This window comes from Paraburkholderia lacunae (genome assembly GCF_003353175.1).
Lineage (GTDB): Bacteria > Pseudomonadota > Gammaproteobacteria > Burkholderiales > Burkholderiaceae > Paraburkholderia > Paraburkholderia lacunae.
The window spans coordinates 80,543-104,892 of record NZ_QHKS01000018.1 but is presented as its reverse complement, the minus strand read 5'-3'; the positions used below and the strand labels follow the sequence as shown (position 1 = coordinate 104,892).

The window sequence follows — 24,350 nt, the reverse complement described above, 5'->3', positions numbered from 1 at the left end:
GTTCCAGGTCGCCATGTCTATTCCGCCTGGACGATACCAATCGTGCGGTCAGGAGCGACATTGCCGCTAGCGATGTCGAACTTCGGATTTTCGCCGATGTCGTCGTAGTGGACCAGCGCACCCGGCGCTCGAACGAGCGCTCGGGTAAGGTGTGTGCAGGTATAGGCAGGAGCGCTGCCGCGGATTCCGTCACTCGATGCCGAAGCATTGCCCGCAGCGACCAGCACCACGGCAGCGTCCGGTCAGGCAGTGTACAGCTTTCATATACCACATCTTTCCAAGTATTCATTTCACGTCCCAGACTCGATCTCTGGTGCTGCATACGGATCAGCCCGGTGACCCGTACCGGCGGCATGGAAGTTATAGTCACAATGGCCGTCTTACCTGGAGCTGATCTTGCTGGCTACCCATACTGGCTCGTTGCCTAAAACCTTCAGTACGCCACGGGGCGGAATTGCTGCCGCCCTACTGATCCGCGTATTGCTGTTCAGTACGATGGTGACGCTGGTGGTGACCGTCGTTCAACTCTTGCTAAGTTACCAGGCTGCGGTCTCAGGGTTGCAGAACCGCTTCAACGAAATAGAGGAAGGCTATGCGCGTGGTCTGGGCAACGCGCTGTGGGCTCTCGATAGCAAGCGGTTGGAGGATCAGCTCGACGGAATACTGCATCTGCCCCTGATCCGCCACGTCGAAGTCCGCGAAACGCAGGTCGCGCACCCGCTGACGGTTTCCCGAGGTTCCGTAAAGGTCGAAAACGCGGTCGTCAGGGAGTTTCCCGTTTATTGCTGTGACAACGACCGGCACCAGATCGGGATCCTGCATCTTGAGGGTAGTTTGACTGACATCTATCGCGATCTGTTGCGCCAGGCGTTGGTGATCCTCGTGAGCAACGCGGCGAAAACGTTTCTGGTCGCGCTGTTCATCCTGTTTATGGTTCACAGGCTCGCGACGCGCCATCTCGTAGATATCGCTGCGACGCTGCGAGGACGCACACCGGGCATCGCCATGGCACCATTGCGGTTGCGGCGGACACGGCGGAAACCCGACGAACTGGATCAACTGGTCGATGCCCTCAACGTCATGCTCGAGGGACTCGATCAGCATGCTGCCGAACTCCGCAGCGCGAACGCGCAGATGGCGGCGATCCTCGACAACATTCCGGACCTCGCCTGGGTAAAAGACACTCACGGTCGATACGTGGCGGCCAACCGGGCGTTGGTGAGCGCCGTAGGCTACGCTGAACCGGCTGACATGATCGACAAGACCGACTTCGACTTGCACCCGCTTGAACACGCAATCGCATACCGTACCGACGATGTCGAGGTGATGACCTCGGGGCGCCGCAAACGGATCGAAGAAACCCATATCGAGGCGGACGGTCGCCGGAGATGGGTGGAGACGATCAAGACACCTTTCGCCGACGGACATGGACAACTGGCAGGCACCGCCGGCATTGCCCGCGATGTCACCGAACGCAAGAAGGTGGAAGAGGAGCTCGCGCGAGCCAATGCGAGCCTACGGTCCGAAGTCGAGGAGCGTAGACGGATCGAAGCTCGACTGCAGTCGAGCGAGGCGCGCTTTCGCACCATTGTCGAGACGAGCCCGGTGCCGCTGTGCATTGCCTCGATGCCACACGGCACGATTCTCTACGCAAATGAGCCGTTGCGCGCGCTGTTCGGCCCTGATTCGCGCAACAACGCGGCCGGCAACATCGCGGACTTCTATGCGGACGCCACGGGGTGCGACAGGCTGGTAGAGCATTTGCGCCGGGAAGGGAGTTTTCGTAACACTGAGGCCCATTTCCGCAGACCGGACGGCACCACGTTCTGGGCGATGGCGACGGCGCGCGTTGCCACGTATGACGACGCACCGGCAATCTACGTCGGCCTGAACGACATCACAGGGCGCAAGCGCATCGAGCAGGAGCTATTCGAGTCGCGGGAACAGTTGCGTGAGGTGTCCGCCTACATGGAGGCGATTCGGGAAGAGGAAAGAAGGCGCATTGCCATGGAAATTCATGATGAACTGGGCCAGTTGCTGACCGCGCTGAAGATGGATGTGTCGTTGCTCAAGATGCGGCTTTCCGGTGACCCGGACGCCGTAAAAAAAGCCGACGACATGCGTGAGCTCGTTGAAAAGACGATCTGGATGGTGCGCAATGTGTCGAACCATCTGCGGCCTGCAGCGCTGAACTTCGGGATCGTGTCGGCGCTCGAATGGCTAGTCGAAGATTTCGGTCAACGCTACGGCATTCCCTGTCAGTTGCGGATCAATGGCGGTGAACCCGTTTTGTCGGATGCGCACGCGACGGTCGTGTTCCGTATCGTGCAGGCGTCTCTGACGAATGTCGCGCGCCACGCCGGTGCATCGCGGGCAGATGTGACATTGACGGGCAGCGACACGACGCTTGACCTCCACGTCAGCGACGACGGTCGCGGCTTTGACGCGGCTGCTGCGGTGGAGGGATACTCCTATGGATTGCTCGGGATGAGGGAGCGTGCCCGGCTGATCGGCGCAACGCTGCAGATCGATAGCGCGCTCGACACCGGCACGGTGATTTCGATTCACGTCCCGCTTTGCGACGAACCACAAAGATGCTCAGGATTCTGATTGCAGGCAATAGCGATCTGAGCGCGCGTAGCGAGCAAGCCGCGGCGAGTCTCGAACAGACCGCTGCCTCAATTCTTCATACCGCTGTGATGCCTGTTTCCTGTGACCATGAGCCGCTATTCGACCCGTGGCATGCGCAGCTTCCCTACATGAATTGCAGGAAATGCCTACATAGATAGCCCTTCAGTTGCTTTTCGTTGTGACCGTATACATAAGGGTACGTAAGGGTAATCGGTTAGGAATGTGATTGCCTGCTGTTATCAGTTGGTGAACGACCGGATACGGCCTGAATGCGCGGCTCGACCTGGACCTGGAGCCTGCCGTGCGATGCGGCAACGAATGCCGCAGCAATGCGATCGCCCGCCGCGGCGTAACCGGACGTTTAGACGGGGAGCGGGCAAAGGCCGACAGGCGGTCTCCCCGCATCGGGGCAGGCAGATGAGCGCGCGCGTGTCTCGGATCCAGTCAGCGTTGATCAGCACCTCATCATGAAATCTCGCAAGATCTTTCTGGCATGGAAGCGAACGCACGATGCCGTGCTACGCGCGCCCACCCGTCCCCAGCCGAGCGCAGGAGAGGGAGCCGATGCCACGTATAGCGATCTCTCGAATCGGCTACGCGACGCCGCGCTCGTCCGCCACCTCGCAGCGGTCGGTTCCGGCATCGACGTCTGGGAGCGGGATCTCGTCAACGGTACGGCGACGTTCACCGCGCTTGCCCTGCAAATCTTCGGCATCGATCCAGTCTCGCTTGCCAACGGCGAAGTGGCGCCACCAGGCATCGAAGACTGGATTGCACGCATCCATCCAGACGACGATCCCGCAGCCCAGATGACGCGGTATGCCGACCATCTTGCGGGACGGCTGCCCTATCTGAAGTCCGAGTATCGGGTGCGGTGTGCCGATGGTGAATACCGCTGGGTGAGGGTGGTCGGCCGGGTGGCGGAGCGCGACGGGAGCGGTCAGCCGTCACGCATGGTCGGGACGACCGAGGACATCCACGAACGCAAACTGTCGGAACTGGAACTCGAAGCGAAACGCGTACAACTCGACAACGCGATGGACGCGCTGAACCGCTCAGAACGCCTCTTCCGTGCAGCGTTCGAGCACGCGCCGCTCGGCCTCGCCATTCACGACGGCACGCTGCGAGCGCATTACCTCGGCGTCAACGACGCGTATTGCCGGATCGTGGGCTATACGCGCGATCAACTCATCGGCATGAGCCCAGACGAGCTGATAGCGAGTGACGAGCCGCACCACGATGTCGAACAGATCCAGTTGCAGGCGCGGCAGTCGGCCGGCCGCGTCAGCGTGGTCAGGCGCCATGTGCGCAGCGACGGAAAGCCGATCGATCTGCAGGTGCATGTATCGCTGCTCGACGGGGAGCAAGATTCCGGTGACGTCTCGGCCGTCTCGATTATCGAGGACGTGACGGAGCTGCTCGAGACACGGCAGGCGCTTGCCGTATCGGAAACGCGTGCCACGCTGGCGATCGAGAACGCACGAATCGGCCTTTGGGATTGGGACATCGAGTTGGACAGCATGTTCTATTCCGACCGGACGCTCGAGATTCTCGGCGCCCCACAGGAGAATTTCAGAACTGCCGATGATTGGGTCGCATGCCTGCATCCCGATGACCGCGCGGTTTATCGCGACGCCCAGGCGGCGCACTTCGAAAGCCGTTCGGAACACTACGAGTGCGAGCTGCGCATCCGCCATGGCGACGGTCACTACAAGTGGGTCAGCGACCGGGGCAAGGTCGTCCGGCGGGACGACGCGGGCCAGCCTCTGCGGATCATCGGCACCCTCATGAATATCGACACGCGCAAGCGTGCCGATCAGGCACTGCGCGAGAGCGAGGCGAGGTTTCGCGGCATCTTCGAGACGACGCGGCACGTCATCAGCGTGCTCGACCGGGATGGCAGGCATATCGGCACCAATCCGATGGGATACGAGTTCACGGGGCTAACAGTCGACGAGAAGCGGTCCCTGTATTTCTGGGAGGGACATTGGTGGCTGAGCGAGGCCGATCGCGAGCGAGTCAGGGACGCCGTGCGGCGCGCGGCCGATGGCGAGTACGTCCAGTTCGAGATCGGGCAATGCGCCGCCGATGGGCGCGTCATGACGAGCGATCTCGCGTTGTGGCCGTTACGCGGAGAGGGCGGCGAGGTCGTGCGCATCTTTGCCAAGGCGCATGACATCACGCCGCTCAAGGAGACGCAGGCCGCGCTCGAGGACTCGCAGCGCTTTTTCCGTGCGTCATTCGAGAACACCCCGGTCGGATTCGCGATCGTCGTGGGTGAAGGCGTGGTCGTCGACGCAAACAGCGCAATGTGCGAAATCCTGCGGTACCAGAAGGCGGAACTGGTCGGCAAGTCGTTCCGGGAGATGACGGTGCCCGACGATCCGACGCGTCCGCTGGCGGCGATGCTCGACCGGCTCAAGGCGGGCAACGGCCGTGCGGTGGTCGAGAAGCGCTACGTGAGGGGCGACGGCGTCGTTATTCAGGCGAGGAGTCATCTCGTCGTGACAGCCTATGGGGACGACGGTCAACCATCTGAAGCGTTCCTGATGATCGAAGACATCACGGAGCGCGTGCAACGCGAAGCCGCGTTGCACGAGGCGAGAGAACTGGCGCAGGTGACGCTGACCTCGCTGGTCGAAGGTGTAATCCGCACCGACCTGACCGGCGAGGTGACTCTGTGCAACGGGACGGCCGCGAAGCTCATGGGCATGGAGATCGCGGACATCGTGGGCCGTCCGATCACGTCGACCCTGCAACTGCTCAACCTTGCCACTGCCACGCGCCTGCCGTGTCCGGCCGTGTCGGTACTCGAGTCAGGCGAACCGGTTCGCATCAGCGATTTCGTCGGATTGCAGGCAACGGGTCAGCGACGACGCGTCGTGACCATCTCCTGTTCTGCGCTTCATGCAATGGATGGCAAGATACTGGGCACGGTTACCGTGCTGCAGGACGCTGAAAAGGTCTACGCCTTGACGGAAGCGCTTGCCACGCAGGCCGCACAGGACGAACTCACGGGACTGCTTAATCGCAGAGGCTTCATGCAACGGCTTGAACAGGCGGTCGCCGACGTGGGCCGGTACGAACAGGCGCTTAGCCTGCTCTACGTCGACCTTGATCGATTCAAGCTCGTGAACGACGCATGCGGCCATGATGCGGGCGACAGGCTGCTCGCCGAAGTCGCCCGCCTCCTGCGTCTGCATGCCAGATCGACGGACACAGTAGGGCGGCTCGGTGGCGATGAATTCGTGCTTTTGTTGCACGGGGTCGAAGAAGATCAGGCATTGGCCATTGCGAACCGTATCATCGACTCCCTGAATACGTATCGTTTCGTGCACGAAGGACGCGCTTTCACGTTGGGGGCGAGTGCGGGCCTTGCCAGCGTGTGTGCCGAGACGGCAAATGCCGCAACCGGTCTCGCTTGGGCCGACGCCGCTTGCCGGGCCGCAAAACGCGAGGGGCGTGGCCGCGTCAGTGTTTATCGCCCCGATGCGGCGTCGATCGTCGATGCGAGGATGGCGACGGGATGGTCGTACCGGATTCAGGAGGGCCTGGAAAAAGGGAATTTCAGACTGTTCCTGCAGAAAATCGTGTCGGCGGATGGCGAAATTTTGGGCTATGAAGCATTGGCGCGGTTCGTCGATTCGTCCGGCGAGACCGTCGGACCTCATATGTTCCTCTCGGCGGCAAAGCGCTTCGACCTGATGACGAGGATTGACCGGGCGATCTTCAACCAGGCGCTGCCTTTGCTCGGCGACCTGCATGCGTTGCGCCCGGGTGCGTCTTGCCCATATCTGTCGGTCAACCTCGGCGCGAGATCGATCGCGGACCCACTGTTTCAAAACTGGTTGATCGAGCGTCTGGCCGATAACCTGGGCGTTGCCGCCACGCTGTGGATCGAGATCACCGAACTCGAAGAAATCAGCTGGACGGAGGAGGAGCTTGCGTTCGTCGCGATCCTGCGCTCGCATGGTGTCCGCATATACCTCGACGATTTCGGTACCGGCTACAACTCGTTCGACGTCCTCAAGCGAATCGCGGTGGACGGGATCAAGATCGATCGCTCGGTGACGTCCGACATCATGTCCGGCGCGATCAGTCAGGCGTTGGTCAAGGCGGCGGTGTCGATTTCCGCGGATATGGAGCTCGATCTGGTGGCGGAGGGGATCGAGGACGATGCCACGTTGCAGTTTCTGCGCCGGCTCGGCGTATCAAAGTTCCAGGGCTTCTTCTTTCATCGTCCAGAGCCTGCCGCGTGCGCGATCCGGACATCTTCGCCAACACGGTGTTCTTGATAGGGGGCTCGCATGAGCACCGGGGATTGCCGTTGCCAGGACACTGGATGCGCAGCTTGGGATCGGCGTATTTTCATTTCAACGGAGTGGCGTGTCCTCTCGCGTCGCGTGACGGCTATCGGTTGGCCATATCCGCCGACAGGTCGGAACGATCCCATACTACGGACGGAGCCGAATCGGGCACGTGCACACGTACGCAGTTGCGACCGGCCCGCTTGGCGGCATAGAGCGCCTCGTCGGCCAAGGTCACCAGCGCCGCCGGTTCGACCGGTTCGTATGATGCCGGAACGCAGGCGACTCCGATGCTCACGGTCAATGTCGGCACCGAAACGTCGTCACGGCGGGTACCGCTTTCTTCGATCACCTGGCGCAGCGATTCGGCGATATCGGCCGCTCGCGCGGTGTCGACCCGCGGCAACACAGCAGCAAACTCTTCGCCGCCATACCTTGCCACGAACTGCCCTGGACGGGAAAAGTGCTGACTCAACGTACGCGCGAGACGGATGAGAAGCCGGTCACCGGCCGGATGACCATAAAGGTCATTGCATGCCTTGAAATGGTCCACGTCGATGAGCATGAGACACAGTGGCTGCCGGGCGTCGATCCTGTCACGCAGGACAAGCGGTAACGTCTGATCGAAGTACCGTCGCGAAAACATGCCGGTGAGGCCGTCGTGGAAGGCCTGCTCCTGTAGTTCTGCGTTCAGCGTGATGAGGCTCCGGTAGAGCTGCCGGACCTCCCACAACAGGGTGAAGAGCAGGATGGCCGACGAGAGTGTCGCAATGACGGCGGCACTGAGCCAGCCGACGGTATAACGGGTTGGCGTCGCTGCAACGAGCATCTCATCAACCAGATAAACAAGCACCGTCACGCACAGCCATAGGTCCAGCCGGTCGCGCAGGCCTGCGAGCAATACCACCACCAGGATCGACAGCGCCTCCACGCATAGCGCCACGAGCAAGTTGCCGAAGACGGCGGTGAGCGTGGCGTTGATCACGAGCACCGGCAGGTGCGGCGCGTAGTACGTGAGGGCCGCGCCGAGTCCCGTTGTGATCAGCAGAGGCGTCACGATCGCCATCGCGACCCCCGTCGCTGGTCGGGCAGGGCGCTCCTTGCGATTGGGGATGAATCGCGCTATCGCGATAAGCAAAGGAAAGCCGGCATGAAAGCTGACCCATAGCCATGGCAGCGGCTGTGCGCCGAGCCCCGCGATACCCAGCATCGCCAGCAGTTGCAGCAAGGCGATGGTCGACAGAAAGACATACGCGCTGCTCAGCACGAACATGCCACGCCGGCGTGTCGCGCCAAACTGAAGCAACAGCAGGAACGCGGTGAGGGAACTGCAGAGGAAAACCGCTGTGTATGTGATCGGAAAAACCAGCGGTTGCGGCCGCAACGGCCTGTTGGCGAACGGCAATACGATCAGACCGGTAACGATGATCAGTGCCGCGAGGCTGCATGCAAATACCACATGGGCGCGTGCAATGGGCTGGGCTGACAAGGACCGCATGGAGGATGTCCCCTGTAATCGTCCGCGCAGGCCGTGTCACGGTTGGGCGAAGACGCCGGGGATCATTGGCGCGGAAGACCGTTGCCGGAACAGTTGAAGTGGTAATCGCCCCGAGTGATCACCGTCAACATCTAGTCGAATTCTTTCTTGCGATTTGTACACGTCTTTCTCGCGGCATGCCGACACGCCGCTATCGATCGGCATGCGTTTTGACGGCCGAGCTGCGTGGATTTTCGCTTTGGCCCGAACACATGCCGCAGGTGGTCCGCCATGGCGTCCCAACAAGTGGCGTTGCGATGCGTATGCGTGGCTTGACGATTTTTACGCTGCCGTGTTTTTAGGGATTTTAACACCGCATAAAATCACGCCATTATTGTTTAGCGATGGTTGACGATGAAAGTGTACGTTTCTATAAACGTCATCCATGATGACGCTGATCGGGGGCTTGATAACGCGGTCATTTGTAATATCAACAGGAGAAAGCCCTTATTCACTTCAGGTGGCAGAAAAGAGAAAGAAACTGGTTACGATCATTCACTGGTTCACGAGGAATCACACGGTTCGTCGCCATGTCGTTGTGATGCATCAAGCGGGCTGGTATCGGGCTTAGGCCGACCCGTACGATTCCGGGCGCGAAAGCGTACTTCTGTGCCCCACAGTCGCTTGCAACGCGGCACTTGTGAAAACACCAACGGACTGCTGCGCCAGCATCTGCCCAAAGTCACAGACCTTTTGGTCTACAGTCAGGACGAACTCGACGCCATCGCCGGCAGTCTGAACAGCCGACCTCGCGCTGCGTGTGCCTCCCATCCACCATTCGAGGTCTTCGCCGCGCGATTGAGCGCGGCGAACTGGAATTGCACTACCAGCCCAAGGTGTCGTTTCACGGCAATGTCGTCGTTGGCTCGGAGGCCTTGCTCAGGTGGCGCCGACCTGGCGTTGGGCTGGCCCCGCCGAATGAGTTCATTCCGCTTGCCGAAGAAACAGGCCTGATCGTGGATCTGGGCAACTGGGTGCTACGCGAGGCCTGCCGCACGGCAGCCGAATGGAACGCCGCCGCGGGATCGGTATCACATAGGGTGGCGGTTAACCTGTCTGCCAGACAGTTCCGGTTTCACGATTTCGTGTCGATGGTGAACGACATCCTTGTCGAGACTGGCTGCCGCCCCGAATGGTTGGAGCTCGAAATCACGGAGAGCGTGCTGCTCGCTGAGGATGACGCGATGCTGAATACGTTGTCGTCATTCAGGGAGATAGGGCTTTCGATTGCGATCGATGACTTCGGTACGGGCTACTCGTCGCTCAGCTACCTCGCTCGCTTCCAATTGACACGTTGAAGATCGACCGGTCGTTCGTCCAGAAGGTGGCGACGGATCGGCGTCATGGGGAACTTGTCAAGGCCATCCTTGTTGAATTCAAAGAAAGGGAAGAAGCGCTTCGAATCGGCGTCGCCATTGCACGCGCGGCGCTCAAAGATGTTGTATCTGCCGATGCCGCGCGCCGACGCCGATGCGATGATGCTTCGTTCGCGCGTGGCGCTTGAAGCCGTGCGCAGCGGGCGCGCAGACGGCGCTTCGGCCAACGGCTGACAAGCGTCATGCTGCTCACCCGCTTCTTGACCGAAGCCGGGCACGGGCGACTGGCAGTGGCAGAGTTGGATGAGGCAGAAAACGCCCTCGTCGAAGTTTTCACAACCGGCAATGAAACTGACGTCTGGTCGTTTTCCGAAGCTGCGATCGACGCTTTGACGTTAGTCGTGAACGAGCACGACCGGCAATTGCTCGAAACACGCCTGGAAGTCGTCGCTGCAGCGAGTGCGCGGTCCGGAAAAACGGTGTGGCGTTATCCACCAACGTTTTTCGGCGAAACAGGTAGCGGCGCGTCGGAATTTGCAGGGCGCGTTCACCGCCCGAATCTGCGCCAGCCGTTCTACTGGAACGGAGGCCGGCCGGCTATATGACTACCAGAACCGGATTGAGCCGCCTCGCGTCGCACTGTTCCCGACTGGGAACGGACGCGCGAGCGAAGCGGCGCTCACGACGGCCGTGCCTTACCAGGACCAACGCACGCCGGCGTTCCCGCCAATGGTCCGCACATGTTCCCCGTCGAGATTCGTGCCCCAATTGACGGCTGCGTACACGCTGCCGTGCTTCGAGAACTTCGTGACCACCCCCGCGTCGATCCGCGCCGTCGTCTGGTTGACCGGCGTGCCGATCGACGCGACGCTGTCGTAGGTCTGGCGGTCGCCGTTGGCGAATGCGTGCAGCACATTGAATCCCACATAGGGCTGCCACGCTGCACCCATCGCGTTCCACGTGCCGGCAAACCGGATGCCGAATCGGCCAAGCACCGTATTGCCGCTGCCGAACCCCACGTTGGAGGCGCCGTCGTTGAGATCGTTGATCGACAGATGCTGGTAGACCAGCTGCACTTCCGGTTCCATCGTGAGCCCATGCCCGATCGCGATCGGCAAGCCGCTTTCGATCGAGGCCGTGACGGCGGTACCGTGCGTGCTGGCGTGAAGGTTGTCGCTCGAAGTCGTAGCCGCAACCAGCGAGGTGCCCGACACGACCGTATCCGTGTACCAGCCGCCCGGGCCGATATGCGTCCAGTAGCCGGCGAGGCTGTACGCATTGACGGAGAGGTGTCCGACGTCCGCATTCGGCACGCCCACTGCCAATCCGCTGACGTCGCCCGTGGCGCGGCCCATGCCGAGATAGAACCCGTAATGGTTGCGGTGGCCACCCTCCGTTCCGTCGGCATAGACGTCCTGACCGATTTGCGCACCGCCCATCGTGCCGTCGAATTGCGGGCTCACGCCACCACCTTCCGAAAGCACACTATGCGCACCCCACACACGGCCCCACGAGGCAGGCAATCGGCCCGTCTCGCCGAGCAGCATCTGATCGCCCTGCCGCAGATGGAACTCGTCGAGCTGCATCCAGTCGAGCTGACGCATGACGCCCGGAATCTGCGCGTAAAGCGCCACTTCGGGGCGGTACAGCGTGACCGGAGCACTGCCCGCGGCCGGCAACGCGGACGTACCCTCTGCGGCGACCACGGCTGAGCCGCCGCTGCCGTTCGCTGACACGCTGGCCGCGGCGGGCACGGTGTTGCGCAGATACCAGTCGTCCGAAGTGCCTGCCGTCACGCCGCCTTTCGCCAGGTAGTATTCATATGCGCCGGCCTTGACCATGCCGCCCGACAACGTGAAGGCGCCCGCATCGGTCTTCGCGCCGTTGGCCGCCTCGACGACCTGAATGCCGTTCGATACGATCGGCGCGCCGTGGCCGCCGACGTTCGTTATCTTCAGCGTGGTCGAGCCTGTCGCAGTGCCGCCGTTGACGACGAGTTTGTCCGAGGCCGAGTTGTCCGCGCCGAGTACGGAATTGAGCGCGATCGTCCCGTTCTGGCCGACGTAGCCGTTCACGTTCAGCGTATTGCCGGCCTGCCCGCCGCCGCCGAGCTGCACCAGACCCGCGTTCGTCAACTGGCCGTTGATCGTGAAGCTGCCTCGCGCGCCGGCAGGGACCGACGACGGCAACGCATTGGCGACCGCTATCGTGCCATTGTTCGTCACGTCGCCATTGACGGTACCGTAGCCGCCGAGTACCGCGCCCGTCGCGACGCTCGTCGCCCCGGCAACCGACGCTCCGGTGTTCGACGCATCTCCGACGACGAGCGTACCGGCCGCCACAGTCGTGCCGCCAGAATAGGTATTGACGCCGTCGAGCACGAGCGTCCCGCTGCCCGCCTTGGTCAGCGCGCCTGCGCCGGTGATGTTTTGCGCGATCGTCGACTGGAAGCCCTGTGTGTCGATCGTGCCGCCGTTCGAGGTAATCGACACCGCACGCGTGTTCGCAAGGTCGAAGCTGCTGCCGAGTTGCAGCGTGCCGCCGTCGAAGGTCACGCCGCCCGTGGCGCCGCCGAGCGCACTGTCGGCCGAGACGGAGACCGTCCCCGCTTTCAGCACGGTGCCGCCCGTGTAGGTATTGCCGCCGGTTGCGGAAGGTGCGAGCGTCAGCGTGCCCGTTCCGTCTTTCTCCACGACGCCGGTGCCGCCGATCGTGCCCGTATAGACGCCGTCGGCGTTTTGCTCGAATTGCACAAGACCGTTGTCGGTGACCGTCGGCGGCAGGCTTTGCGCGCTCGCCTGCAGCACGGCCGGCTGATCGACCGTCACACTTCCCGTGAACTGCGAAGCGTCGCCGTTGAGCACGAGCGTGCCCTGCTGTACCTCGGCCGCGATCGCCCCGACCACTGCGCCGTTGACCGTCAGCGTTCCCGAACCCGTCTTGTCGAGCGCGCCTGATCCGCTGATTGCCTGGTTGATCGTCGACTGGAAACCCTGCGTGTCGATCGTGCCGCCATTCGAGGTAACTGAGATGGCTCGCGTGCTCGCGAGGTCCAGGCTGGCGCCGAGCTGCAGCGTGCCGCCATCGAACGTCACACCGCCCGTCGTACCGCCGAGCGCATTGTCCGCCGACACCGACAGCACACCCTGCTTGAGCACGGTACCGCCGGTGTACGAATTGCCGCCAGCCGCCGACGGCGCGAGCGTCAGCGTGCCGGTCCCATCTTTCTCGACGGCGCCCGAGCCGCTAACGAGGCCCGCATACGTGCCGTTCGTGTCCTGCTGGAACTGCACAAGGCCGTTGTCGGTCACGGCGGAGGGCAGGCTCTGCGCACTGGCCCGCAGTGTGCCTGCCTGATCGACGCGCATCGCGCCCGTATAGCTCGAATTGTTGCCCGTGAGAACCAGCGTGCCCTGTTGGACTTCAGCTGACGTGATGCCCATGCTGCCGATCGAATTCGAGATCGTCCAGGTGCCGCTGTCTTTCTTCTGCAGGGTCTGGAAGTTGGTGATCGTCGTGGGCAGCGTTGCCGTGCCAGTGCCGTTCAGCGTCAGCAGATTACTGCCGCCGCCGCCGTTGATGGAGCCCGAGACGCTCGAGCCGGTGAACATGTTCAGCGTGTCGTTGCCGCCTGCAAAAACCAGGTTGCCGATCACCTTGCCGAGGTTGCTGAACACCACGGCACCATTGCCCGACGCGCCCATGACATTGCCCGGGGCCTGGATGACGCCAGTGGCATTGTTGATGACCGTGTTGGTGCCCGAGGTGTTCTGAAACCAGATGGCTGCGCTGTTGATGCCACGAATGGTCCCGTTGTTGACGATCAGGTTGCCGGTACCCTCCGGGTTGACGGCTTCGGCGTCCCCCTCCGTACCATTGGACAGCACCGTCGCGCCCTGCTGCACCGTGAGCGTGCTGTTGTTCCGGAAGTCGATCGTGTTGCCGCCCGTACCGTACGTGCCTGAGGCATTGGTCGCGGCGTTCTGCACGAGCGCACCGGACTGCACGACGATGTTCGCGTTGTCGGACAGCGCGATGGCGCTGCTGTTGCCAACGACGACTTGCGCGTTGGACCCGACGGTCACCTGGGCGCCGGAAGCCGTCGTCGGGCCGGTGCCGATCTGCGTCGTCCACGGCGACGGCGAGCTTGTATCGCAGGTCGTTGTCGTGCCCGACGTCGTGCAGTTGGCGTGCGCGAGCGCGGGAACCAGTGCGATATAGCCAAGAACGGAGAGGGTCGTTGCCTTGGGGTGTGGCCTCGATATCTGATCGGCCAGTCGATTGCGGGGAGGGCGTGATCCAGGATGATGGTCTGTCGCCCGTTGAAGATGAGTTTCTTTTCGCATATGCCTTTATCGATTCATTAATGTCGATGTACTAAACGCGGGACGAAAACACCGCGTTCGAGGTCTGAGGGTCTGGCGAATTTCCCGATTTATGCGAAAGTCCGCGATGTCCCGCATCGAGGCGGAAAGATATAGAAATATTTTTCTTTCGAAAGTTAAATATCGTCAGACGTTTTGACATGCATCGCGAGCCGAAATGTTCTGGCCACCCCAAATCAACTGGAATTGCAGAAAAGCAAACGTTTGCGATCGCTCTTAACAGCTATCGCAAATAGCATTACGCCGAAATGCGAAATACTCACGCGCGCTCGGAAAACGGTTCTGTCGCACTGAGGTGGTTCATCTAATTCGGCCTCCACAGCGCGGCACTCGCTATGCTCTTTTTTTGCCACTGGCAATCGGCGTTGTGGCTAGTGACGTAACGGAAAGCGGTGTTGATACAGAACGCCTGAGCGTCAACGCGAATGCGCTGCTCAACGACGCTGGACACATTGCGCACGCCGGTATTGGCACATTGACGCTGGCGAGTCAGGGTGCAGCGGGCAATTCGAACGGCAGTGTGGCAACCAACGGGACGCTGTCGCTCACCGCCGCATCACTGGCCAGCCGCGGTGGTTCGCCTTCTGCGCAGGGCGATGCAACGCTCGACGTCCGGGGCGCGCTGGATAACTCCAGTGGCACGGTGCACGCCGGTAACGCACTGAACGTTGCTGCGAGCGGCGACATCACGAACGGTGGCGGCAGCATGGACGCTGCCGGCGCGCATGCCGCGGTGACGGTGGCGGGCGCGAACGTCGACAACTCCGGCGGCCGCGTCGCGAATGCCGGCGACGGCGCCACCGGCGTGTCGGTCAGCGCGGCGCTGACGAATGGGACTCAGGGCTTCATCGGCGGCAACGGCAATGTGTCGCTTTCGGCCGCGACGCTGTCCAACGCCGGCACGGTATCCGCGAAGGGCAACACGACCCTGGCCGCGCAAGGCTTGAACAACAATGCCGGTTCGGTGCTTGCCAGCGGTGACGCGACGGTGACGACGGCCGGTGCTTTCACAAACCGCAACGGCGTGTTCAGCGCAGGCGGCACGGGCACCGTCAACGCGGGCTCGATCGACAATACGGCTGGCTGCCAAAACGGCGGCCAAGTCCCCAATTCTGCAACTAACGACAATTCGAATATCGAGTTTCTGGCCAATGTGCTGCGGGCTTTCTGCACGAGATCCAGATTGAAAAACGATACGTCACGGTTTGGCTTGGCGCTGGATTGGCTGGTGGAACGGCAGATAGTCTTGATCGTGCCCAAAAAGCTGCGGTCGTCGCAGAAGAAACGGATATCCGTAATGCGATGTCAAATTGAGGATTTCCCTACAAGATAGTCAGTAAGGCCTTATGTGTCTGCTGGTCATTGTGTGCCGTGTCTTTGGGCGCGCAAACGTTTGATTCCAGAAGTGTGAAGAATGAGAGGTCGGATTGACCATATTTAACGATTGCCTGACGTAAATATTTTTACCATCAAGCCGATATCCTTATAATCCGGGCCGTCTATTTGCCTTTAACCGGTTCGACGCTTATATCGCCGGCCCTTTCCGCATATCCCGCCTGTCAAGACACTAAAGTCCAGCCATGAATGAAACAGCCGAGGCGCAAGCCGTTGCCCAGCTGCCGCGCCCCCGTGCCGCGAGAGCAGCGCTGGAACACGCATTCGAGCAGTGCGTCAACGCGTTACCGCTCTCGATGCTACCCGGGTGGGCAATCACTACCCTATGGGGCAGTTTGCTGGCGGCAATCTCGGTGCTGGCCGTTGTCAAGCTCGACCTGAGCGCCCAGATTTGTCTCTCCTTCTCCGTGCTGGGGACGATGATCCTGCTGCGGCATACCGCGCGCCTCGAGCGCACCCGGATGTTCTTTCTGCTGTGCTCGGTATTCCTGACACTGCGCTACCTGTACTGGCGCACCACGGCGACGTTGGGCTACAACGGACTTGCCGATTTCATCTTCATGATGCTTCTCTACGGCGCCGAACTGTATGGAATCGTTGTTGCCATGCTTGGGCTCTTTGTCAACAGCCAGCCGCTTCAACGCGCTCCCGTTCCGCTCGTGACGGATGGAGGCAAGCTGCCGCGTGTCGACGTCTTCATTCCGACCTACAACGAGCCGCCTGAACTGCTCGAAGTCACGTTGCGCGCGGCGCTCGACATGCGCTATCCGCGCAGGCTGCTGAACGTCTACCTGCTCGACGACGGCGGCACGCGCCAAAAGCTTAGCCAGCAGGACGCCGGGAAGGCCGCCGAAGCCCAGGCACGAGCCAACGCACTGCAAGCGATGGCGAGCCGCCACGGCGGTCTCTACCTCGCACGCGATCGCAACGAACACGCGAAAGCGGGCAACATCAACGCGGCGCTGTCGTGCACAGATGGCGAACTGATCGTGATCTTCGACGCGGACCACGTGCCCACGGCCGATTTTCTCGAGAAGACCGTCGGCTACTTTCAGTGCGACGAGGAGCTGTACCTCGTGCAGACGCCACACTTCTTCATCAATCCCGATCCGCTCGAGAAAAACCTCGGCATGTTCGGCAGGATGCCACCCGAAAACGAGATGTTTTACTCGGTTATTCAGCGGGGGCTCGATTTCTGGAATGCCTCGTTTTTCTGCGGTTCGGCTGCGGTGTTGAGGCGGCGGTGTCTGGAAGAGATCGGCGGCATTGCCGGCTCGTCGATCACCGAGGATGCAGAAACGGCATTGATGCTGCATGCACGCGGCTATCGCAGCCTTTACGTCAATGAAGCGCTGATCTCCGGTTTGCAGCCCGAGACCTTCTCAAGCTTTATCGTGCAGCGCGCGCGCTGGGCACAGGGCATGATCCAGCTGTTCCTGTTGCGCAATCCCTTACGCCTCAAGGGACTCTCGCTCGCGCAACGGCTCTGCTACTTCTCGAATTCGTTCTTCTGGTTCTTCTGCTACGCGCGGCTCGTATTCCTGTTCGCTCCGGTCATGTATCTGGTGTTCGGGCTCCAGTTCTATAACGCGACGATTCCCGAATTCTTCGCCTATGGCTTTCCGCAGATGATCGCGGCGATTCTCGCGTCCGACTTCCTGTTTGGCCGCTACCGGTGGACGTTGATCTCCGAGGTGTACGAACTGCTGCAGTCGATGTTCTCACTACGCGCGGTGTTGTCGGTGATGCTGCGCCCGCGTGCACCGAGCTTCAAGGTGACGCCAAAGGGAGAACAGATCGAGGAGGACTCCATTTCAGAGCTGGCGGGACCGTTTTATCTCGCTTATGTACTCATGCTGCTCGGCGCGGCCGTCGGCGTATGGAAACTGCTGGATGGTTTCCCACACCGCGACGTGATCGTTTCCGCGCTTGGCTGGTGCGGCCTGAACCTCGTCCAGCTCAACGCTTGCATCGGCGTACTGTACGAGCGCAAGCAGCGGCGCTCGGTGCCGCGCGTGCCTGCCAATCTCGACGCCACGCTGAATGTACCGCCGATTTCGGGTGAGGCCGGCACGCAGCGCGCGTTCGCGTGCCGCGTGCTGGATATGTCGGCAGGCGGCCTGAAACTGCTTGTTCCGGAGGCCGAGCAGACGGACGTGCCATGCAATGGCACCGCGACGCTCGAGGTTTTCAATGTCGCGCTGGACCGCGTCAGTCACGTGCCGCTCACCATCCGCAACACGTTCAGTGCCGGCAACGGCGGCGTGGCGGTCGGCGCGCAGTTCGCTGACGATAGCGTCGGCGGGCTATCCGAACAGGTCGCCCTCGTGTTCGGCGACAGCGGCCGCTGGCGTGATTTCCGCGAGAGCCGCAACCGACGCGTGGGCATACTCCGCAGTCTCGGGATCGTCGTGAGCCTCGGCACCGTGCACGCCTTCGCCCATTACCGGGGATTCTGGACCGGCATGCTGCAGTTTGCGGCACGCCCGTGGCGCATGGCGTCGAACACGGTCATCTCCTTCCGTTCTATTCAGAAAAAACACACATGAGCGTTTCGTCGATTTCCCACGCAATGGCCCGGGCTGCCTGCTGCGCGCTGGCCTTGCTTGCCGGTAGTGCGGCATGCGCCGCCGGACATCCAAAGAATCCGACGGTCAGCCAGCCCGCGGAAGCGAAGTCCGTTGCCACAGCAGGTGCTGAGGTATCGCTTGCCACACTTGGCAACCTGTCCGGCTCGCTACGCCTTGCCGGTGCCGCTGCGTCCAGCAGTATGAGCATTCCGATATCCGCGCGCGAACGGGTACAGAACGCAACGCTGCATCTCGTCGTATCCAATTCGGTGTCGCTGCTGACGGACCGTTCGCAGCTCGCGGTGCGCGTCAACGATCGCACCATCGCGCAGTTACCGCTGTCGTCCCGGCAGCCGGAAACGACGGCCGACATCCGCGTCCCCGCCGAGCTGTTTCGGCCGGGCTACAACACACTGACTTTTGCAGTCGCGCAGCATTCGACGGAGAACTGCGAAGACCCGGACTCGCCCGAGTTGTGGAGCGAAGTGGACACCAGTGTCTCGAAGCTGCGACTGCAAACTGAACTCAAGCCGCTGACGCCGGTACTTGCCGACCTCGACGACCTCATCGACCCGAAACAGTGGTCCGGGCGTCAGGTCGCCATTGTGACGGCAGCGCATCCGCAAAACGACCTGCAGCTCGCGAGCGGAGGCCTGCTCGCACAGGCTGTCGCACTGCGGTTGCGCTATTTGAGCGCGACACCGCGCGCGTTCGACGCCCAGCACGGTGCCGGAGGCGGCGCATTGCCGGGGCTCGCGCTTGCGCCGTTGGCAGGTTCCGATCTGCTGCTGATCGGCACGCGCGACGCATTGCGCAGTTACGTCGATCCGCGGATTGCGAGCCGCATCGACGGTGCCTTTCTCGGTATCTATCCGAAGCCTGACGATGCCCGCCGCTTTGTTCTCGTCATCAGCGGCCGCGATGACGCCGAGGTCAACCGCGCGGCGCGTGCGTTCGCGCATCGCGAATTGCCGTTGCCGCGCCGTGACGAACTCCTGGTTGGCGGGCTGGACGAAGCCGCCATGCCGTCGTGGTCGGCAGGGGGAACGGTATCGGGCACTGCGCCCTTTACGTTCCGCCAGCTCGGTTTCACGAGCCGCACGCTGCGTCCCGGCGACCATGCCGATATGGAGGTCAGACTGCCCGCCGACATCTATGCACCCGAGGATGCAAAGGTGATGCTCGACATGAACTTCACGGAAGGCGCAAAGATGCGTGAGGATTCCGTTTTCAACGTTTTCCTGAACGGGCGCTTCGAACAGGTGATGGCGCTCGACCAGCCGCAAGGCGCGGTCATTCGGCACTATCGCATCAGTATTCCGTTGCGCGACTTCCGTGCGGGCGCTAACACGCTGTCGCTTCGCCCCGTGCTGGTCCCGCTCGTGACGGACCGCTGCGCGTTGCGGCAGACAGGCAATCTCTCGGTCACGCTGTTCGACGATTCAACGCTGACGCTGCCGCCCGCGTCACACTTCACGATGCTGCCGGACCTCAAGCGCTTTGCGGACAGCGGATTTCCCTATATGGTCCGTCCGGACGGAGCCGGTCTGGCCATCCGTGTCGCTTCGCGCGACAACGACACCATTGCGGCTGCGTGGTCGCTCGCGGGCAAGCTCGCGCAGACGCAAATGGCACCGCTCGCTGCCGCGCAGATCACCTTTGGCGCACCGCAGCCAGGCCGCCAGACGATACTGATCGGCGCGGCCCCGGCATTAACGCCTTCGGCGCTCGAAGGTGCGCCTTGGTTTCCAGGGCAGAGCATCCGCGCCACGGACGCCGCCGCAGGCTCTCCAGACGAGCTTGCAGACGGCTGGGTCGCGCGTCACTGGCACAGTTTCCTCGGCACGCCCGCGCATGCTGCTTCGCCCGCAAGCGTTACGCTGCATGGCGCCGCATCGCTGTCGCAACAGTTGCTCGTCATGCAGTATCGCGACAAGTCCGCGGGTGCGCTGACCGTGCTGACGGCTGCCAACGCGGCCGAACTGGCGCAGGGCGTTGGGCAGCTGATCAATCCGGCCTACTGGGCAAGCCTCGACGGCAACGTCGCGCTGCTGAGCCTCGACCGCCCCGGGTTGTGGACGGCCAGTGTGGGCGACACCTACGAATCCGGCACGCTCAGTATCGGGGACCACCTCGGTTACATGCTGTCCCATCACCCGTGGCTGGGCTACGCGGCGCTCATCCTGCTGCTGGCCATGTTCTCGGCGTTGACCGCGCTGTTACTGCGTCGCTACCACCGGAATCGGCACCGTGACACGGATGAATAACGCAGACAGATGGCGCTGGGTGGTGTGGTGGTGCGTTGCAATTCCGGCATGGGGGTGGGCGGCGCAGGACAATCTGCTGGACATCGAGCGGCACAACCCGACATTCGGAAGCGCAAGCGACACAACGGAACCCCGCGTGCAGCAGGATCGTCAGCGCAGTCTGGATAATGCAAGGAACGAGGCGGGGCGTGCACGCATCGTGCAGTCGGAGCAGCAAAACCTGCTCGCCGCGCCCGAACCATCCTCGCCACCGTCTGTCGGCAACCCGCCTGCGCATGGCGCCCTTCACGCGACTGACAGCGGCGACACGCCCGTCACGCCCGTCACGCCCGTCACGCAGCAGGCGCCTGACGAACGTCCGCTGTGGCAGTTGCTGAAGGCGAACCGGCTTGGCGAATACGACCAGCGCATCGATGGGCTCGTGCGCGAGTTCCCCTCATGGAGGCCGTCGCAGGCGCTTATCGTCGAACGCGCCCGGCGTCAGCGGGACGCGGAAATTGCCGCCGCGCTGAACGGAGAACCCGGCGCGCTGCGCAAACTGATCGCGCGTGCGCCGGACGAATTCGGTTGCGCGCACATTGATCGTCTATGGAAAGCGGCGGACCTGTTTGTGCGCACGGGCTACCTCGACGATGTCTACGCGCTTTACCGCACGGTGATTCCCGCCTGCAAGCCGGACGCGAATCGTATTGCCACGCTCTACCGTGCGCAACGCGAGTTGCCGGTCGAGCAAACCGCTGCGTTGATCGACCTCGAAGCGTCACAAGGCCGCCGCGATGCGGACGGTGAGGCCGCCTTCGAACGCCTGCGCTATCAGCGCGCCGTCGCGGCGCTGGGCACAACGCCCGCGGCCGACGCGAGTGCCGCCCGGCAGCTGGCCGCGCTTGCGCCATCCATTCGTGCGTATCGCGACGCGCCGGCGGCGACGTTGGCCGGCTGGATCGAGCTCGCCCAGCATCACGTCGAAGAAGCAGACAGCTGGTTCGACGCAGCACTGACGTTTGCGCCGGGCGACGTGGACGCGACGCTTGGTCTCGTCCAGGCGCAGATCGAACAACGCGCCTTCGATTCGGCCATGGCGCTGCTCGCGCAACCGTCGTTGCGCGACGAGCCACGCGCACGCCGGGCTCGCGCACAGATTGCAGTTGCGCAGGCAAACGCGGCCTATGGGCAACGCCGCTATCGCGACAGCCTGCAGCTGCTCGACGTGGCTGCAAGCGAAGGCATGCCGGCGGCGGATACGGAGGCGCTGCGCGGCTGGAATCTGTACGCGCTGGGCCAATATGTGCAGGCGGTCGCAGTGTTTCGCGAGCGCTACGAGCGGGACCATGACGACGACAGCGCCGAAGGGTTGGCGCTCGCGACTCTTGCGCTGAACCACGGCGCCGCGCCTGAGCGCCTCGCCGCCGCGGCCGGCGGCGGCCTCGTTGGTTCCTACCTGGATGCACTCGGCGCGCAGCAGCTCTACTATCGCAAGCAGTTTGTCGCTTCGCGCGTGGCCTTGCGCGATGCGCGCGTCGGCGGAGCCGACGGGCAACGGATCGGACGCTACGTTCCTGCCGATCTGAATGGAATCGATGCGGCGTCGGTAGCGGGTGGCCTCACGTGGTCGGATCACGTGGGCGCGGCCGGCCAAGGGCGGCTCGATACGATCGCGCCTGCGCTGCGCGGCGAGTGGATTCACAACACGACGCAATATGAGCTGCGGTACCGGCAGCTTTTCCTGAATGCGGGGACGACCTCGTTGGACCAGACGGTGCCGGGGTCGCTTGGCCGGCTCGAATCGTTGATATTGGACGGCGTGGGCAACGCCAAGGAATCGGTCAAGAGATCGCTTGAGAATACCTTCAACAACTTCAGGCAAGTCGCGACTGTAGGCGGCTCGGCCCGTGCCGAAGAATTGCAGGTGATGGTGGCCGACTCGATACGCATTGGCGCCTTGCCAAGGTTCGACTGGAGCGTGTCCGCCGGCGCCACCCAGGGCGCGCCTGCGGGCTTTCAGCCCACTCGCGAGGCAAGCATCGGGCAGCAAACGTCCTGGGGCATGTGGACCACTTACATCGGCGTCATGCCGGTGCGCGACTCGCTGCTCTCGTGGCGTGGCATGACCTTGCCGGCGGCTGTCGGCGGAGGTAAATGGGGCGCTGTGCGCCGCATGGCGGGCGGCACGCAGGTACGCTGGCAGGTTGCACCGCGTTGGAATGTCAATGCGGCGGTGGAAGGGCAATGGCTGACCGGCATGAACGTGGTGGGCAACGAGGGCATGTCGGCCGACCTGTCGGGCGGCTATGATTTTCGCGTGCCCGGCTTCGACTATTTCAGCATGGGGCCCGCGTTGCACTACCTTTCGTACCGCCGCAACGAAAACTTCTATAGCTGGGGCCAAGGCGGATACTACAGTCCGCAATCGTCGCTGGGCACGGGCGTTGCGCTGCAATGGCTGTCGAAAGAAGGGCGCAACTGGCAGTGGCAGGGGAATCTCGAAACGGGCTGGAACGACACGCTTCAGCGTTCCGAACGGTGTTTTCCGCTCGGCTTGACCGCGGGTCTGGCAAATGCGATCGCGCAGCTGCCCGGTTCGAGCCAGTCAATCGTCGACAGTGCGGCGCAATTCACCTGCGCCGGCAGCCACGACCACGGCCCCTACGCACACGCGCAGCTTGCCGCTGTGACAAGACTCGGGTCCAGATTGCAACTCGGCGCGCTTGTGGACGCAAACGTGACACCGGGTCGCGACCGGCAGTTCGCCGCGCTCGCGTTCGTCCGTTATTTCCTTGCACCGCGTGCGGCCGTATTCAGTCGTGATTTGCCGCACAACGCGCGCGATTTCTACCTGCAACTCGACGACAACCATAATTAAGCCCCGCATAGTCGTGTCGTTTCCCACTGATTTCGTGACTCGCTCCGACACATATCGAGCATGCTCCGGGCATGCGCTCAGCAGTACGCACCGGAACTTGGAGCCCGAGTGCGATGGGGATATCCTCAGCCTATTTTCAGGATTTCCCTACTGAGTTTCCCATTCAGCCGTCCTTATTTGATCCCTGCACCGTTTAGTGCACACAATCTGCACACGGCACCCGTAATGTTTCGGTAAATAGCTGGCGGGACGCTGCGCGGGCGGACAAAAAGAAGCCCCGGACGAAGCCGAGGCCCGAACACACACGCACAACGGGACAGTTGTACGAACACACAGCGTATCAATCCGATGCTAAAGCAGGTATCCCCATTTCTGATGAGCCTGTCGAGGGCAACCACCGCGAACCGTGGCGGTATTGGCAACGTTGGCGGTCTGACCCGCCGTCCTCCGTCATATGCTTAGGCTCCCACTCGCCGTGCAAAGCGATTGGATCAGGGGTGGACGCGTCTGTTGAGACACCGATTGGTGATTTAGCGCGCCGAATGGCGATGGCTGCTGTTCAACGTCAGTCGTCGAACGCGCCCGCTTCCAGCCCGTCTGCGAAATCTGTGATCCAGGTGGCGAAATGATCGGTGTCATAAATCGCCATTTTGCCGTTAGAGATCCGCGTGACGGATATCTGTCGGACGGCGCCGATTTTGCCGCCCGCCGGAGAGTCGCCGTTGTCCGTGATCTTGAACTCTCGTACGTCAAGTCCCTGGCTTGCAAGCAAGGCCTTGACGTCTTCCTGTTCATCCCAGGAAAACTCGCTGAAGTCATGGTCTGCCATGGCGAATTCCTCGTCGCAGTGAGCAGCAACCATCCTAGCACGGAGGCATGGTGAAACAGATCGCACGCGAAGGATCCGCGCAGCGCCGCATCTGCGAACTGCCCGCAGCCGAACTTCGCGCTGTGCAGATGCAGGTCGTTACACAGCGCACGGAGCCGTGGCGTCGACGGATCGATATCGACCGCATGCGTTGGTTTCAGATGCGTGACTCTGTCGACTGGCGTATCGCTAACCTCAGAGGATTTCCTGAAGC

13 protein-coding genes and 3 pseudogenes are annotated in these 24,350 nt (G+C 62.2%); 11 read left to right on the top strand and 5 right to left on the bottom strand.

Annotated elements, in window-relative coordinates; genetic code table 11:
• Positions 1–17 precede the first annotated feature (17 nt).
• Positions 18–230 (bottom strand): hypothetical protein, encoded by a 213-nt coding sequence (locus DLM46_RS25370; protein WP_115105141.1) that lies wholly within the window; start codon positions 228–230, stop codon positions 18–20.
• 265 nt (positions 231–495) lie between these two features.
• On the opposite strand from DLM46_RS25370, the pseudogene DLM46_RS41000 reads away from it, so the two are divergent.
• The 3 genes and pseudogenes from DLM46_RS41000 to DLM46_RS25355 form a co-directional block, all read left to right on the top strand.
• A pseudogene (locus DLM46_RS41000) lies at positions 496–846 on the top strand (hypothetical protein); the annotation flags it as partial.
• A gap of 84 nt (positions 847–930) precedes the next feature.
• Positions 931–2,610, top strand: coding sequence for a PAS domain-containing sensor histidine kinase (locus DLM46_RS40505; protein WP_341868599.1), 1,680 nt, complete (start codon positions 931–933; stop codon positions 2,608–2,610).
• Between the two features lie 488 nt (positions 2,611–3,098).
• On the top strand, positions 3,099–6,926 hold the full coding sequence (locus DLM46_RS25355; protein WP_115105136.1) for a PAS domain-containing protein: 3,828 nt from the start codon (positions 3,099–3,101) through the stop codon (positions 6,924–6,926).
• 115 nt (positions 6,927–7,041) lie between these two features.
• On the opposite strand, the gene DLM46_RS25350 is transcribed toward DLM46_RS25355, so the two are convergent.
• The gene (locus DLM46_RS25350; RefSeq protein WP_115105134.1) at positions 7,042–8,436 is read right to left on the bottom strand and encodes a sensor domain-containing diguanylate cyclase; all 1,395 of its coding nucleotides are present in this window, start codon (positions 8,434–8,436) and stop codon (positions 7,042–7,044) included.
• Between the two features lie 629 nt (positions 8,437–9,065).
• On the opposite strand from DLM46_RS25350, the pseudogene DLM46_RS25345 reads away from it, so the two are divergent.
• From DLM46_RS25345 to DLM46_RS25335, 4 genes and pseudogenes are all read left to right on the top strand, one after another.
• A pseudogene (locus DLM46_RS25345) lies at positions 9,066–9,279 on the top strand (transposase); the annotation flags it as partial.
• Between the two features lie 14 nt (positions 9,280–9,293).
• Complete coding sequence (locus tag DLM46_RS39895) at positions 9,294–9,773, top strand: EAL domain-containing protein (protein WP_208866327.1); 480 nt, start codon at positions 9,294–9,296, stop codon at positions 9,771–9,773.
• A gap of 72 nt (positions 9,774–9,845) precedes the next feature.
• Complete coding sequence (locus DLM46_RS39890) at positions 9,846–10,025, top strand: hypothetical protein (RefSeq protein ID WP_208866326.1); 180 nt, start codon at positions 9,846–9,848, stop codon at positions 10,023–10,025.
• An 8-nt stretch (positions 10,026–10,033) separates the two neighbouring features.
• Entirely contained in the window at positions 10,034–10,396 is a 363-nt protein-coding gene (locus DLM46_RS25335; protein WP_115105133.1) for a hypothetical protein, read from the top strand.
• Between the two features lie 90 nt (positions 10,397–10,486).
• On the opposite strand, the gene DLM46_RS25330 is transcribed toward DLM46_RS25335, so the two are convergent.
• On the bottom strand, positions 10,487–14,137 hold the full coding sequence (locus tag DLM46_RS25330; RefSeq protein ID WP_115105131.1) for an autotransporter outer membrane beta-barrel domain-containing protein: 3,651 nt from the start codon (positions 14,135–14,137) through the stop codon (positions 10,487–10,489).
• A gap of 385 nt (positions 14,138–14,522) precedes the next feature.
• Here DLM46_RS25330 and DLM46_RS25325 point away from each other — a divergent pair, with 385 nt between their 5' ends.
• The 4 genes from DLM46_RS25325 to DLM46_RS25310 all read left to right on the top strand — a co-directional run bounded on the left by DLM46_RS25325 (position 14,523) and on the right by DLM46_RS25310 (position 23,268).
• Complete coding sequence (locus DLM46_RS25325) at positions 14,523–15,509, top strand: hypothetical protein (protein WP_133300376.1); 987 nt, start codon at positions 14,523–14,525, stop codon at positions 15,507–15,509.
• 247 nt (positions 15,510–15,756) lie between these two features.
• On the top strand, positions 15,757–18,120 hold the full coding sequence (gene bcsA / locus DLM46_RS25320) for a UDP-forming cellulose synthase catalytic subunit (RefSeq protein WP_244306364.1): 2,364 nt from the start codon (positions 15,757–15,759) through the stop codon (positions 18,118–18,120).
• Complete coding sequence (locus tag DLM46_RS25315) at positions 18,117–20,408, top strand: cellulose biosynthesis cyclic di-GMP-binding regulatory protein BcsB (protein WP_115105128.1); 2,292 nt, start codon at positions 18,117–18,119, stop codon at positions 20,406–20,408. Before bcsA ends, DLM46_RS25315 begins: the two co-directional genes overlap by 4 nt.
• On the top strand, positions 20,401–23,268 hold the full coding sequence (locus DLM46_RS25310; protein WP_115105126.1) for a cellulose synthase subunit BcsC-related outer membrane protein: 2,868 nt from the start codon (positions 20,401–20,403) through the stop codon (positions 23,266–23,268). The genes DLM46_RS25315 and DLM46_RS25310 overlap by 8 nt, the downstream gene beginning before the upstream one ends.
• A 565-nt stretch (positions 23,269–23,833) precedes the next feature.
• Here the strand turns inward: DLM46_RS25310 and DLM46_RS25305 are convergent.
• Both DLM46_RS25305 and DLM46_RS40500 read right to left on the bottom strand, forming a co-directional pair.
• Entirely contained in the window at positions 23,834–24,097 is a 264-nt protein-coding gene (locus DLM46_RS25305; RefSeq protein WP_115105239.1) for a hypothetical protein, read from the bottom strand.
• Positions 24,098–24,198: 101 nt separating this feature from the next.
• Positions 24,199–24,297: pseudogene (locus DLM46_RS40500) on the bottom strand ((2Fe-2S)-binding protein); the annotation flags it as partial.
• Positions 24,298–24,350: the final 53 nt, after the last annotated feature.

Coding starts and splice junctions, on each gene's coding strand:
- DLM46_RS40505 (WP_341868599.1), top strand. CDS start 931: ATGGTTCACAGGCTCGCGACGCGCCATCTCGTAGATATCGCTGCGACG.
- DLM46_RS25355 (WP_115105136.1), top strand. CDS start 3,099: ATGAAATCTCGCAAGATCTTTCTGGCATGGAAGCGAACGCACGATGCC.
- DLM46_RS25350 (WP_115105134.1), bottom strand. CDS start 8,436: ATGCGGTCCTTGTCAGCCCAGCCCATTGCACGCGCCCATGTGGTATTT.
- DLM46_RS25335 (WP_115105133.1), top strand. CDS start 10,034: ATGCTGCTCACCCGCTTCTTGACCGAAGCCGGGCACGGGCGACTGGCA.
- DLM46_RS25330 (WP_115105131.1), bottom strand. CDS start 14,137: ATGCGAAAAGAAACTCATCTTCAACGGGCGACAGACCATCATCCTGGA.
- bcsA (WP_244306364.1), top strand. CDS start 15,757: ATGAATGAAACAGCCGAGGCGCAAGCCGTTGCCCAGCTGCCGCGCCCC.
- DLM46_RS25315 (WP_115105128.1), top strand. CDS start 18,117: ATGAGCGTTTCGTCGATTTCCCACGCAATGGCCCGGGCTGCCTGCTGC.
- DLM46_RS25310 (WP_115105126.1), top strand. CDS start 20,401: ATGAATAACGCAGACAGATGGCGCTGGGTGGTGTGGTGGTGCGTTGCA.
- DLM46_RS25305 (WP_115105239.1), bottom strand. CDS start 24,097: ATGGCAGACCATGACTTCAGCGAGTTTTCCTGGGATGAACAGGAAGAC.